This is a genomic window from Mucilaginibacter rubeus (assembly GCF_014643835.1).
In the GTDB taxonomy this organism is placed as follows: Bacteria; Bacteroidota; Bacteroidia; order Sphingobacteriales; family Sphingobacteriaceae; genus Mucilaginibacter; species Mucilaginibacter rubeus.
This window is the reverse complement of the sequence record NZ_BMKD01000003.1, coordinates 517,538-532,520: the sequence shown is the minus strand read 5'-3', so window position 1 is coordinate 532,520 and position 14,983 is coordinate 517,538. Positions and strand designations below refer to the sequence as shown.

The following is a 14,983-nucleotide window of genomic DNA, read 5'->3' as shown; positions in this document are numbered from 1 at the left end:
TCACAATGAAAAAACTTTTATTCATCATATTACTGCTCAGCTCAATAAACCTGTTTGCACAGAAAATTAAAATAACGGGCAACATTACCGATGCAGCTACAGGCAAACCTGTATCCGGCGCAAGTATTTCCGTAAAAGGGAAACTCACCGGCACCACTACCGACTCAAAAGGTAGCTATACGTTAAACGCCAATAAATTAAAGCTGCCCTTTACTATCATTATATCGGCAGTAGGCTTTGAAGTGCAGGAAAGCCAGGTAACCTCTGCCAATAATGATATCAGCATAAAGCTAACCCAAAAGGCAATTGTGCTCAACGAGGTGGTATCATCTGCAACGCGTATCAACCAAAGCATTTTGCAATCGCCGGTAAGTATCGAAAAAATGAGCCTTAAAGCCATTAAGGACAACCCTTCGTTTACTTTTTATGATGGCTTGCAAAGCTTAAAAGGCCTTGAAGCGGTTACCAGCAGTTTAACCTATAAACAGATCAACACCCGCGGCTTTAACAGCACGGGTAACAGTCGCTTTTTGCAGTTGGTTGACGGCGTGGACAATCAAACACCAGGCTTAAACTTTTCAGTTGGTAACCTTTTTGGCGCTTCGGATATTGATATCGAAAGCGTGGAAGTTATTCCAGGTGCGGCTTCAGCTTTGTATGGCCCGGTGGCTTTTAACGGCTTACTTTCACTTAAAACCAAAGATCCTTTCAAATACCAGGGCTTAACCGTGCAGGTAAAAACAGGCCTTAATCACTTCGGCGAATCGGTTGTTAAACCACAGGGCTTGTATGATTTTGCAGCCCGCTATGCCAAAGCTTTCAACGATAAATTCGCGTTTAAAATCAATGCCTCATACCTGACCGGGCGCGACTGGTATGCCGATAACTATACCGACGTAAGCGCTTCAACACCGGCAGCACAACGTGGGCCTAACAACCCCGGGCGCGATGCGCTAAATATTTATGGAGATGAGGTTACAAAAACCTTACCCGGCATTGGCTTGGTTTCCAGAACAGGTTATGAGGAAAAAGACCTGATGAACTACAACGTTTACAGCCTTAAACTTAACGGCGCATTACAATACCGTTTCAGCAATAACCTGGAGGCAATCTACCAATACAACTACGGCCGCGGTACTGCAAGCTATACCGGCAGCAGCCGTTTCGATCTGAATAACTTTGTTTTGCAAACACACAGGATTGAGTTAAAAGGCAGCAACTTCTTCGTCCGCGGCTACTCGGTTGAAGAAAATTCGCACGACTCATATAATACCCGCTCCCTGGCCCAATTCATCAACCGCGACTGGGTAAAAGACCTGAACGGAAACACTGTAACACCTGATAAAGCCGATGATACCTGGTTTACCCGTTATGCGGCTGCGTTTAACGGTTCGGTAAGTGGTGTTACGCCAAATAGCAATTCTGCCGCAAGAACTTTTGCTGATCAGGGCCGTTTTTTACCGGGTACTGCTGAATTTAACAATGCCAAAAATGCATCTATCCACAATTATGGCTTGAGCGGAGCGGGTGTTTTCAGTAACAGTAAATTTTACCATGCCGAAGGCCAGTATGATTTTACCAGCGCCATAAAAGTGTTTGAGCTTTTGGCAGGCGGCAGTTTCCGCGATTACAGGATGTTTACCAATGGCAGTTTGTTTGATGACAAGGTAAATCGTGTAACCATTAAAGAGTACGGTTCGTTTTTACAGGCTGCTAAAAAGCTGTTTGATGATAATTTGAAACTGACAGCCTCTATCCGTTACGATAAAAACGAAAACTTTAAAGGCAGCTTCACCCCTCGCTTTTCGGCAGTTTATACGGTTGATAAAACCTCAAACTTCAGGGCATCATATCAAACCGGTTTCAGGAACCCAACCCCTGTTGATCAGTTTATCCACCTTAACGTAGGCCCTATCACTATTTTGGGCGGTGCGCCTAATAACAGCAAGGGCTTAAACGTTTATGAAAACTCGTTCACCTCGTCATCGGTAAGCGCTTTTGGCGCTGCGTTTGGCAAGGCGGTACAAAGCGGTACGTCATTCCCACAGGCTATCGAACAAAACAAGGGGCTGCTCCAAAAAGCAAGCGTAGCCTACATTAAACCAGAGCAGCAAAAAGCATTTGAAGTGGGCTATAAAGGCTTGATGATGGATAAATTACTGATTGACGTAAACTACTATTACAGCAGCTACACCAACTTTATTCTGAATACTGTGGTTATTCAACCCAGCAATCCAATTCTTGGTTCTGATGGCCAGATTACCACAGCCTCCGCAACTGATATTCCTAACGGTAAGGTTCACGCCTTCCAGTTGTATACCAACGCACCGGATAAAGTATCGGCCCAGGGAGCAAGCGCCGGTTTAACATACCTGCTTAACGGCGGTTACGCTTTGGGTGGTAACGCAACTTTATCAGTATTTAACCTTCGCAACGCTAATCCTAACAATATTGCGGCTTTCAATACACCAAAATGGGGCACCAATGCAACATTTGGCAACAGCAACGTAATCAATGATTTCGGTTTTAACGCGGCATGGCACTGGCAAACTGCTTACGACTGGTATGGCACATTTAACGGTACCCGCCCCGGTCGCGTTGATGCTTATTCAGTTGTTGATCTGCAGTTCAACAAAAAACTGCCAAAATTTAAATCAACAATTAAAGTTGGTGGCAGCAATATCTTCAACAACCGTATTTACCAATCATATGGTTCGCCGGCAATTGGCGCCATTTATTATGTTTCAATAGTATTTGATGACCTTTTAAAATAGAATAACATGAGCACTTTAGCAATTGAAGAACAGCAGCTTGCAAAACCTCAAACAAACCTCAGTGCCGCCTATAGGATGGTGCTGTTTGTGATCTGTTTTTTTAGTACTGCCCTGGGCGGTTCGGTTTCCACGCTGATGTCGGTTTACTTGCCTGTTGTGGTAAAGGATCTACAGGGTGCCGTTCCGGCCAATGAAATCAACGCCATCAGCGGGTATATCAATGCCATTTTTATATTCGGCTGGGCCTTTGGTGGTTTTACCTGGGGGGTAATCAGCGATAAAATGGGTCGGAAAAAAGCCTTGCTGCTCGCCATTGGCAGCTATGGCGTATTTACCATTTTAACCGGGTTAATGCCAACCTGGTGGGGCGTGCTGTGTTGCCGCTTTTTCAGCGGTTTTGGCGTAGGCGGCGTTTTGGTAACATCCATAACGCTGGTGAGCGAAGTCTGGCCGGCCAAAAGCAAAGCAGTGATCATAGGCATTCTTTCCATAGCTTTCCCGGTAGGTATTTTCTCTGCAGGGCTAATCAACTTTATTGTATCGTCATGGCGGTCGGGCTTTTTAGTCGGGGTAATCCCTCTTGCATTGGCATTGATAGGCGCTCTGGTTTTGAATGAATCTGAAAACTGGCTCAACTACCGTAACGATATCGCCAACCGCGAAAATCCCTTGAACAAGCTCCTCTCTAAAAGCCATCGCCGCGAGCTTATTGTTGGCTCCTTAACCTTCGGTACAATGCTGATAGGTTTATGGGCCATATTTTCGTGGCTACCTACCTGGGTGCAAAGCCTGATTACCGACCATGATGCCGCAAAAGAACGCGGCCTGAGCATGATGTGTATGGGCATGGGTGGGTTAACCGGTGGTTTCTTTTCAGGATGGCTTGTTAATTTACTATCTATAAGGCGCTCCATGGTGATCTGTTTTGCGGTTTGCGCAGGTATGTCATTCGTCCTGTTTAAAACTAATACTACATTCAGTACGGCAGTTTATATCGAGATAATAATACTGGCTTTATTCTTTGGGGCGAGCCAGGGCGTATTATCAGCCTATATCCCCCAATTATTTTCAACCGGCATCAAAGCAACTGCAACAGGCTTTTGCTTCAACATCGGGCGTATTTTTACAGCTACCGCGGTTTTATTTGTAGGCGTGCTGGTATCAACCCTGGGAGGCTACGGTAACTCGCTATTCATCTTTTCACTGGTATTTATAATAGGCTTGCTGGTAGTATTATTTGTACAGGAGAAAGCCGAAGGCGAGGAAAAAGCAAAAAGCTGAAGGCTTAAAGCCGAAAGCTTAGAAAATTAAAAAAATCACTAATTCAATAACTCACTAATTCACTAATTAAAAATATGGCACACATCAATGTACCCGAAGGCGTTCCGGGCATCCGTTCGCTGGTAATGTTCAGGCCCGAAACCGGTCAGTATTTGTATGAACTGGCTGAAGTATTATTACGCGGAGAGTCAACCTTAAGTCCGGCCGACCGCGAGCTGATTGCTACCTACGTATCCTATCGTAACAACTGCACATTTTGTTACAGCAGTCATGCCGCCGCTGCCCGTTGTTTATATGAGGATGACGCCCTCATTGTTAACGAAGTTTTATGCGATATGACCGAAGCGCCCATCAGCGCTAAACTAAAAGCCCTGCTAAATATTGCGGGCAAAGTACAAATCCTGGGTAAAGAAGTAAAACAGGAAGACGTTGACGCAGCCCGTGCAGAAGGCGCTACTGATCGCGAAATTCACGACGCGGTATTGATAGCAGCCGCGTTCAGCATGTTTAACCGCTATGTTGACGGGCTTGCCAGCCTTACCCCTACCGACCCGGAAGCTTATGCCGAAATGGGCAAACGTATGGCTAAAGGCTATGTATTACCACAACCGCAGCATTAATTTTTAACCAGACAGATATGGCACATATAGAATTAAATAACGACCTGCCCGGCATCCGCGGCCTGATGTTTTATAGTCCGGAAACAGAGGCCCCGTTAAATGCCCTTGCCGAACAACTGCTTCGCGATGACAACAATTCCCTATCGCGCGGAGAACGGGAACTGATAGCAACCTATGTATCCTACCTCAACGATTGTTTCTTTTGCCAAAATGTACACGGTGCAGTAGCCGGCTATTACCTTGGCTGCAATATTGATGAGATAGACGCCATCAAAGCCAACTTTTCGGCAACTGATCTTTCAGCGAAAATGAAAGCCCTATTGGCCATTGCCGGCAGCGTACAAAAAGGCGGTAAACATGTAACTACCGAGCAAATTGAAGCGGCCCGCTCGGAGGGAGCTGATGATAAGGAGATCCATGACACTGTACTAATTGCCGCGGCTTTTTGCATGTTTAACCGCTATGTTGACGGCTTAGGTACATGGGCACCACAAGATAGACAAATCTACATTGACCGGGCACCCGAACGCGCAGAGGTCGGCTACATATCAAGCATTTTTAAGAAAGTTTAATACCTAAGTTTTTATCACATCCACGGCCCGGAGTTAAAAGCTCCGGGTTTTTTTGTTGGCTTATCTGGGTACTTAAGCTATAATTGTGAGTTGCCTTTACTGACAAAAAGGGGTTTAACAGGGTTAACAGAATTCGGGGTTAACATTCACATATATAACTCATAATCAAATAATTGACACTTATTTATACAAAAATATGTTAACCCTCTTTTTGTATAAATATTATCAGCCAATTTCAATTCACAGGTAACACAACGTCATGGGTCGGTAAATTTGATTTATACAGCCTCGCTATTTGAACCACCGTAGTCTGAAGATTACAGGCATAATCATCCGAGGTCGGAGACTTCACTTTTTACTTTAAAGCTTATCATTCTACTTAAACACCACCCTGCTCCCCTCACTATGTGCATTAAACTCCGGCGCGTACATGCATTGGATACTGGTAATCCCCGTTGAATAATTGCCAGGCTGTACTACCCGCAATTCGTATTCAAACACATAATTGCCTTTATTTAAATTACTAATAAAAAAATTGGTAGCGACATCTTTATTTACCTGGTAATAGGATAAGCCATCCTGATATTTATATTCGGACAGAACTGATACGGGCTCTGCACCCGCCGGGCGAAGATCTTTCAACTGAACATATTCATAATCACGACCGGCTTTTAAATAAATCACCGCTTTGAGCAGATCGCCGGTTTTAGGCTGATGAGCCGCATCAACTGTCTGTAATATAGGCCCTGCATCTGTTTGTTTTTTAATAAAGTATTTACGTTCAAGGTGAATATCCGTTTGCGATGGGGTGATCTTATCCATTTGCTCCAGGTACTGCCAGTACATTGCACCGTAGCTGATGGATTTCCCCTTGTTTTTGATCTCCACCTTGCCTAATGACGGCTTTATTTGCTCGTCACCCCAACTGGCTTTGATATAGCCTGTACCTGCATCAGCCTTTACATCCGGTTTTAAATCGGCGACAGGCTTATTATCGAGCTTAATTTCAGATGCGCCACCTTGCAGCCAGTCTTCCTGTTTCAGCAATAGGGCATATACAGCAGCAGCAGTCGCTTTGGTGGTTTTCCAGTTATTGGTTTGCTTATTGCGCATAAGCCATATTTTCATTTCCTCAACCGCTTTTGCGTTATTACCAGCCTCAGTGAACAACTCAATCATTAAACTTTGCGTTTCAATCGGCGACTGGTACCAGTAATAACCAACCATGTTTTTACCCCAGTACATTCCCATCTCATCCGAAGTTTGTGTAGTTTCCATCAGCGATTTAATGATGGCCTTTGCCACCAATGGCTTGCCGTTGCGCAACATAGTCACGGCTATCATTCCCTGCTCATAAATGCTTTGCATTACCCATTGATCTTCGGCTCGTTTCAGATAATTATTGAAGATAGATTTTAACGCCGGTTCCATTGGCTTATCAGTGTAGTAACTCCGCACGTACCACGCATGGGCTTCATCGTAACCAATCTCTCTTTTTTGATAGTCCTTTTGTTTCTTCTCTTCTTTATCCTGTTTTACCAGCCCGGCATCCATATACCCAAGCGCTTTGCCGGCAATCTCTTTTAATATTTTATTATCGGCTGTGGCTATCTTCAGGTGATAAAGCTGTCCTATTCCTTCCAAAACATGGCGGGTGATGTAATCATCGGCATAATTGCCCCCAAACCAGGAGAAAGCGCCATTCGGTAATTGCTTTTGTTTCAGTTTATCCAGGTTAGCCTTCATTTCGTAGCTCATTTTATTGAGATCAAAAAGCTGGGCTATCCTTTTCTTTTGCTCCGACTCGCTAAGAGCATCCTGCAGCCATGGTGTTTCTTCGAGCAGTGTGGCTTTTAATTCCTGGTTCTTTTCGAGATTGGAGAGCAATTCTTTACTGTCGCCACTTTTCCATTGATCAAATACCTGCTTAATCAGCGGCATTTTACTGATCAAATCTGTCGACAAGCTATTGGCATAATAACGGCTAAACAATTGTTCCGAACACTCATACGGAAACTCCATCATGTAAGGAATGGCCTGCACAGCATTCCAGGCTGGATTTTGACTGTACTCCAGCGTGAGAGTTTTACTTTTTAACGTGATGCTGCTATTGTTAATTAGCTTATCAAAATTGAATGTTTTAGTTTGCCCGGCCCGCACCATCATCGGCAAACTTTCGGTAACCAACATACGGTTTGGCAATACCGGGATAGTATTTTCTTCGCCGTCGGTGTATTTACCCGCATCGGCAGTTAAGCGATAAGTAAGCGCATCAAGGCCAGACGGAATTACCAATTTGAAAGAAACTGGTTTTGTTGCAGAGCCATCAATCTCAAACTTTTGCTGCGCCTCGCTATTGTTTACCAATAATGAAACAGGCAGCATATTAATGCCGTTGAATAGTCGCAACTCAACATTCCCTTTCAGTGGTTCTGTATTTAAATTAGCCAACCTCGCGGAAACGGTCACCGTATCACCTTCACGTAAAAAGCGGGGCATATTGGCGTTTATGCTCAATTGTTTTTGTGTAACAACTTCAGCTTCTGTATATCCAAGCTGCAATTGTTTGTTATGCGCAAAAGCCCTGAACTTCCATTTGGTAAGCGCCTCGGGCATGGTGAACTCAATCAATACCTGTCCTTTTTCATCTGTACGGAGCTGCGGGTAAAAGAAAGCGGTTTCGTTAAAGTTTTTGCGGGTAGCGATGGGTTTAAGTGTACCATAACCAACAGATAGTAATTCTTTATCAAATTTCCCAACAGGCTTTACGGCTATTTCCCGCAAAACTACTTTATTGTTAGCATATTGATTTACCGATGCTACATCGTAAGCAACCTGTAGCCCGGGCGCTCTTCCCGCCAACGCGTACATTGCGTTAGGTTCACTTTCGACAACTCCTGTCATATCACTATTGCCAACCGGCTCACTAACTGCCATGTATCCATCCGTATCCGCAGACGTTTTCTTCAGATAATCCTTTCCGTTAAATCTTACACGAGCGGCATTTTTCAAACCCATCCGCACATACCCATTTACCGGCGGGTTCATATATAACGTAGCCAGGTACTTTCCGCTAAACACCAGTGTAGCATTTTTGGGTACTTTAATCTTATAAAAACCTAATGAATTGGATGTTGTACTAATATTTGTGCCTTTGATTGCGATCTTAACATCTGCTATTGGCATTTTAAACAGGTTAAGCACCCGGCCGCTTACTATTGAGCCGTTTTTTACAAGGGCTGAGTTTTTGATGAACAAAGCCTCTATCTGCCTGTCTTTAGCAGAACCATTTTTATAATTTGATACGGATGCGAGATAGTTGTTGTAACCATAGTTATAACCGCCAAAGTAATTGTAGTCCGCCCAATCCAACGTTTCATAATTAAAACTTGCAACAATGGGTGTTTGATAGTATCGGGAATAATCAAAGGGCGCAGTGCTAATTAACTCTACAAATTGATCATAATTTTCCCAACTGAAATAATAGATATTGTTGCCGTCATATGTTGGTAATTGCTTATCCCAGGTTTGCGGAATTGCAACGTCATCGAGCGAGGCATCATACATACCGGCCAATAATTCGGCTTGCTCCTTTTCTTTACCAGGCGCCGATACCTGTACTTTCCATTGTTCTTTTTCGCCGGGCTGTAACTTATTTCTGAAAGTAAGCAACCGGACCTTTAATGCCGATGTAATGTCTTTTATTTTGATGTGGGTATAGCTGCGGTACAAACGGTTATCGTTCAGCATTAAAAATTGCACCGCGAAATTGTTTTTAGCGGTTGCAGGCACAGGTATTTTTAAGCTCCGCTGCTGACCGCCGCTAACAGTAAGCCACTCTGCCGATAGCATTTTAGGCCCCTCATATTTTTCAACCAGGAGATGGGTTTCCCTGCTTGTGCCCAACCAAAATTCGGCAGTTTGCCCGGCCTTATCTATTTTATCATTAATGACAGTTGCCCAGCTATCCATATCTGGTGCCCTGCCAGCCTCAGCGTGAAATTTGATAAAATATGTTTGCGATGTAGTATCGCCCTTACCGCTCCTGGCATTTATAACCAATTTATAAACGCCGGTTGGCTGTTGTTTCATTGCCGCCAGATCAAGTTGGCTATAGGTACTATCTGCAACAGTTATGCGGTCGTCGATAATAGTTTTATCTGTTTGCCAGTTTTCCTGCTTGTCCTCTTTTTTATAGGCATAGCCCGGAAACAGCTTTTTAAACTCACCGGCATCCATCAGGTGTTGATCAGGCGCTTCCCATAACCGTTTTTTGAACACGCTTTCTGGTTGCCTTAACGAATACACCTTCACATTCAGCATACCGTTTTGCGGCTGGCCATTTATATTGTTAAGCTTTACCGGGATAGTTAATTTATCCTTGACTGAAAGTTCTTCAGGCACTGTCCCATCCAGATCGAGCACATTATCGCTTACTTTGACTTCGGTATTTGCCGACTGTGTTTCACCACTTCCATCAGTTACATCGGCGGCGATACTGTAATTATACATATCCGGAACTTTTCCGTTACCGGGTGAAGCTTTAAATGCAAACTGAAATTCGCCATTGGTATTTGTTTTAATGGTATCAGATGCTATCTCAGCCGGCGTGCCTCCTACGATGTAGTCGTTACCTCCCATTTTTAAATAATAAGGGCGATATGCTGGTGTTCGCCTAACGTGATAAGCTACTCCTGCGCCAGATAACCCGTAGCCAGAAAACGCGGTAACTTTACCTTTGATACGTACGGAGTCATTGAACCTATACGTTTCCTTTGCCGGCGAAAATGTTACCTGGAATGTAGGCCGTTTGTATTCCTCAACGCGGATCGTTACCGAGCCATGATCAGTAATTACAGACATCATTCCACCCAGCGTTTGCTGAGGTATAATAAATGAACCTGTTACGGTACCGTACTCATTGGTTTTAAGGTTCAGACTGCCCTGCTTTTGTCTGTTGGCATCAAACAAACTAACAATAATCTGCGCGTTAGGCACAATGCTGCTTTTATTATTCAACGTACTTATCTGCAACGCTTTAAAATAAACTGTTTGCCCCGGGCGATAGATCTGCCTGTCGGTAAATAAAATTGTTTTTTCGACAGGCTCGGCAGACGGCTGCGATGTTTCTACAACACCATAAACATAGTTTTGCCTGCCGGTTAGCCGATCATTGTCAGTTGAAAGGTCTACATTATAGTAATTGCCTCTACATGTAAAAGTGAATACTCCGTCAGCATCGGAGTTGCCTTTACTGATAGGGTTCCTTAACATTTTGTCTTTACCGTTATAAGTATTGTATACATCAACCGTTACATCCTTAAGCGGTTTTCCGCTATCACGATCAAGTACCCTGATCTCTTTTACTCCGTTAGGCCGTTGCCGTGTCACGTAGGCTAAACCACTTACCCTAAAACGCGCTAAACCGGTTAATGCAGGCTTATTTTGCAAAGCATCATCAACTACTATAAAATAATTGCCCGGCTGCAACGGTGCTATTTTAAATTCGGCATGGTGGCTTTTATAATCGTGCATATCAGGCAGCAAAAGTTCGCCGGTTTCCGCGGGCTTTAATTTGGTTACAAAATCATACACCTTTTTGCTGATGTTTAACTCCCATTCTTCATCCTGGTTATTGCCTTTTTTCAGCTGATTTATTTGCGCATCGGTAACCCTATAAATTGCAAACTTTGCCTGTTTAATATTAGCATACTGCAAGCTTGCTAATAATGGTTTGCCGGGAGCATATACCTCTTCAACCTGGGCTGATAAGGCCTGTTGCTCTAGCTCATGAATGTAAGCCTTCGCGTTTTTTCCACTTATACTGTTCGGAAATAACTCTTTAGCTTTTTCATAATAACTATGCGCTGTAACCAGGCTATCAATATTTTGATAGTAAAGCCCCATTTGTACTAAAGCTTCGGCACTTATCGGTTTAGCAGCATAATTGGCTGTTGTACGTTTTAAGCTCGCCAGATACAACGAGTCGGCATTGCTTAAAGTAGATTTTATATGCAGAAATTTAAGACGTTGCAGTTCCAGATCAGCGAGGGCATCTGTATTGTTTTCGTGCAGATGAAATGCTGTAACCTGCTGCAACAACTTAATTCCCTGATACCAGGACGAAGCGGTGTCGACACTATTGACGTTCAACTTAACAAATGAACCGGCATCTCCAAAAAAAGCAGGATCATTCACAGAGAACGCCATTTTGGGTTTGATGATTTCCGGTTCGTCAGCCAAAAAGAATTCAAAAGCCCGCTGTACCAGTAAGTCATAAAGTGTGGGCCGCAAATAACGGATGCTTTTATCGCCCTTTAAAACACCATCAAGAGTGCCGATTGGCGTGGCCTGTAACTGTTTTGTATCTGCAAGCGATAGCCGGTATTGTTTTGCTGTTTCTGAAATGATGGTTTGCAGGTCCCACTTGGTGTAATCGTTGCCGGGCGTTTCAAGGCGGCTCCGCTGGCTGTAATTGTAACGATTGTCCTTGTAATAATTCCAGTACATTTCGGCCAGCATTGATTGCAGCACCGGCTTTACGGGGAACTTCGCCTTATCAATATCCGCTTTTAACCGGGAGATAATGGCAGACAAGGCATTTTCCTCAATGTACGACTGAAATGTCATCCGGTAAATTACTGCACGAATTTGCTGCGGCGCATTACTTTCATCGTGGGCCAGCTTGTCGAGCTTATCAACCTCCTTCAATGCTGATTTAGGCAAGCCTACTGCGGCCAACGAATCGATCCGGAAATTGAGCACGTCATATTTAGTTTGTGCCCATATCGGGTTAACAGAAATAATTAAGCTTAAGACAAGCAAACAGGCAAGGTTTTTGGCAAGTTGTGGTAACATGCTGGATAATGGTTTTGGTTGATGTTTAAACGACGTACCAAGATATAAAATATCCATAGGTTAAAATTTAACGTTTTTTAACGGTTGATCAATCACTCTACCTTTAAGATGCAATTACAAATCTTTTTCCATAAATAGTTTTCAGACCTCATATCCAGCCAATTGAAACAGCAATATTACTTTGTAAATTAATTTAAAAAGTTAATTTTAGTTATGCTTACCACCAATCATAAACCAATTAAAACCCTGCTGCTCACAGCATTTATTGCCTTGCAAGGCTTGCAAAGCAACGCCCAAACCAAACCGGGCACAACCGAAATAACCAAATGGCAATACGGCAAAACCGGGGCTGTTTCCCTTACTTACGATGATGGCTCCATGAACCAGTTCAGGAAAGCCCTACCCGTAATGGAACGCCTTAAAATGCCAGCAACATTTTTCATCATTACCGGATCCATTCCTGGATCCAAATACCATGGGAAATTTATTGGCCGCCCGGTAAAGGAGATCATCAAAGAATCGGCAACTGTATCAACCAACGATCAAAACTTTTTTGAGCGGTGCTCGGCCACAGGGTATTTGGGTTATATGGGTACCATCGCTTCGCATACGCAGGCCGGAAGTTTGTACGATAGCGGTAAAAAGGAAAAAGCTTTTAAGGTGCTGGATGACATCTATGCTAAAGCCCGCAATGGCGAATTGAAACCGGGTTATGAACCTAATGATGAGTTTAAACAATCCATAGGTTCAACCTGGAATGATTTCAGAAAAGATGCAGCCAAAGGTTACGAGTTTGCCAGTCATTCTATCACCCACCCCAGTATGCCCGGACTTGATGAGCCAAACCTGCTTTGGGAACTGGAAAAAAGCAAGGCCGATATCCTGGCCCAGCTTGGCCCTAAACATACCTTTTCGGCCGAGTGCCCGTACGGTTTTGAAAACGACCGTGTGATGGGCTACGCACTCAAAATTTATCCAGCCCTACGCAATCGCATGCCCGAACCATGGTTAAAGGAAATTGATCGCGCCAGCAAACAAACACCCGGCTCAACAGATAAAGATTATATTCAATGGCAGCGCGGCGCAACTACAAAAACACCGCTACCTATGATGAAGCTTTGGGTTGATACTACGCTTAATCATACCAATACCTGGCTGGTACTTGTTTTCCATGGGGTTGACGGTATGGGTTACGAAGCCTTGCCAAGCACTCTGCTCGATGAATATTTCCAATACATCAAAAGCGAAAACGATAAACTATGGGTAGCAACTTTTGGCGATGTAACCCGTTATATGCGCGAACGTGAGCACGGCAAGGCCGATGCTTCAACTACAGGAAACATAATACAGGTAAAAGTAAGCCATAGCCTTGATGGCAAAATGTATTATCTGCCGTTAACGCTCAAAACCTACGTATCACCAGGCTGGACAAATGCAACAGTGACCCAGGGTTCAAAAAGCAAAAAGATTAGTACAGCTAAAGATCAGCACGGTACCTATGTACTCTATCAGGCTCAGCCAAATGAAGGCATAGTAACGCTAAAGAAGGGATAATTATATTGGATAGTTTAATTGATGCTGAAGTAGTTTTTGATAAAATAGCCTGCTTCAGCACCAATTAACAATTGCTTTTAGTTCAACTGCAAAGTTTGGGGGCCAAACTCTTCAAAATGGATCAGTTGCTTATCGATCCCTTTTTTAACCAATTCGCGGTAATGCAGTTCAATAAAACCTGCCGGTCCACAAATGTAATATTCGGTATTGGGCTCAAAGATCTCATCGCCCAGTTGGTTCAGGTCAACCCAGCCTTCATATAAGTCGTCAGAGGTTCCTTCCTCAACCTCATTATAAAAAATATGTTTTTTAACCTCTTCGTTTTTACCTTCCCAGTGTTCAATAACTTCTTTAAAAGCATGCACATTTTTATCGCGGCAACCGTGAACCCATGTTTTTGGTCGCTTACTGCCGCTTTTGATCAGGCTTTCCATCATGCTCATTAATGGGGTTTGGCCAACACCTCCGCTTATAAAAACTATCGGGTGGTCACCATCGCCATTTAACACAAAGCCACCTGCCGGCGCAGATACCTCGATGATATCACCTTCATTAACAAAATTATGCAGGCGGTTGCTGATCATGCCATCGGCAAGCAAAGCTGTTCCAGCTTCGCGTTTAACCGAAATCCGGTAATACTCGCCATTAGGCGCACTTGAAATACTGTACTGACGGGGTTGTAACAGGTTCAGCTCGGGCAAAAACAAACGCACGCTTAAAAACTGACCGGGCGTAAAATCCGGTACCGCTCCGCCGTGCGTAGGATAAAGGTAAAAGGAAGTGATTTCTGCCGATTCTTTTACTTTCTGTTTTACCACAAATGGCCTCCAGCCTGTCCAGCCACCTTTTTTAGCCACTTGTTTACTGTAAAGGTTTTGTTCATGGCCAGTCATAATGGCCGCCAGCTGATTGTAAGCAACAGTCCATGCTTCGAGCAGCTCGGGTGTAGCGGCATCGCCCAATACTTCGCTGATTGAGGCAATCAGGTGACCGCCAACAATAGCATAATGCTCGGGCCTGATATCAAGACTTGTATGTTTTTGACCAATGCCATCAAGCACGGGCATTAACACGCCCGGATTTTCTATATGCTCGGCATAAGCCAGTACAGCCATGGCAAGAGCGGTTTGTTGTTTGCTGTTTTGCTGATTGCCCATGTTAAACACATTTTTAAGTTCGGGGTTATGAGTAAACATCCGGTTGTAAAAATGAGTTGTTAATAATACTCCATGCTCTTTCAATACAGGCACTGTGGCTTTAACCAGCTCTTTTTGTTCTTTAGTAATCATCATTTTAACAGTATATATTTATAATTAATTACGCG

Annotated in this window: 7 protein-coding genes; 5 read left to right on the top strand and 2 right to left on the bottom strand. The window is 43.7% G+C overall.

All coding sequences use genetic code 11. The annotated features are described in order from the left end of the window. The first annotated feature begins 5 nt into the window (after positions 1-5). From IEX80_RS12450 to IEX80_RS12435, 4 genes are all read left to right on the top strand, one after another. On the top strand, positions 6-2,774 hold the full coding sequence (locus IEX80_RS12450) for a TonB-dependent receptor (protein ID WP_188833082.1): 2,769 nt from the start codon (positions 6-8) through the stop codon (positions 2,772-2,774). A gap of 6 nt (positions 2,775-2,780) precedes the next feature. Further along, positions 2,781-4,055: an MFS transporter gene (locus IEX80_RS12445; RefSeq protein ID WP_090523507.1), complete on the top strand. Its 1,275-nt coding sequence runs from the start codon at positions 2,781-2,783 to the stop codon at positions 4,053-4,055. Between the two features lie 74 nt (positions 4,056-4,129). Then, positions 4,130-4,675, top strand: a complete 546-nt coding sequence (locus IEX80_RS12440) for a carboxymuconolactone decarboxylase family protein (protein WP_188833081.1) — start codon at positions 4,130-4,132, stop codon at positions 4,673-4,675. 17 nt (positions 4,676-4,692) lie between these two features. Continuing rightward, a complete protein-coding gene (locus IEX80_RS12435; RefSeq protein WP_188833080.1) occupies positions 4,693-5,247 on the top strand; it encodes a carboxymuconolactone decarboxylase family protein in 555 nt (184 codons plus the stop codon). Between the two features lie 375 nt (positions 5,248-5,622). On the opposite strand, the gene IEX80_RS12430 is transcribed toward IEX80_RS12435, so the two are convergent. After that, the gene (locus IEX80_RS12430) at positions 5,623-12,105 is read right to left on the bottom strand and encodes an alpha-2-macroglobulin family protein (RefSeq protein ID WP_188833079.1); all 6,483 of its coding nucleotides are present in this window, start codon (positions 12,103-12,105) and stop codon (positions 5,623-5,625) included. 213 nt (positions 12,106-12,318) lie between these two features. On the opposite strand from IEX80_RS12430, the gene IEX80_RS12425 reads away from it, so the two are divergent. Further along, positions 12,319-13,659, top strand: coding sequence for a polysaccharide deacetylase family protein (locus tag IEX80_RS12425; RefSeq protein WP_188833078.1), 1,341 nt, complete (start codon positions 12,319-12,321; stop codon positions 13,657-13,659). Between the two features lie 77 nt (positions 13,660-13,736). Here the strand turns inward: IEX80_RS12425 and hmpA are convergent, their stop codons facing one another. After that, complete coding sequence (gene hmpA / locus IEX80_RS12420) at positions 13,737-14,951, bottom strand: NO-inducible flavohemoprotein (protein WP_229701615.1); 1,215 nt, start codon at positions 14,949-14,951, stop codon at positions 13,737-13,739. Positions 14,952-14,983 lie beyond the last annotated feature (32 nt).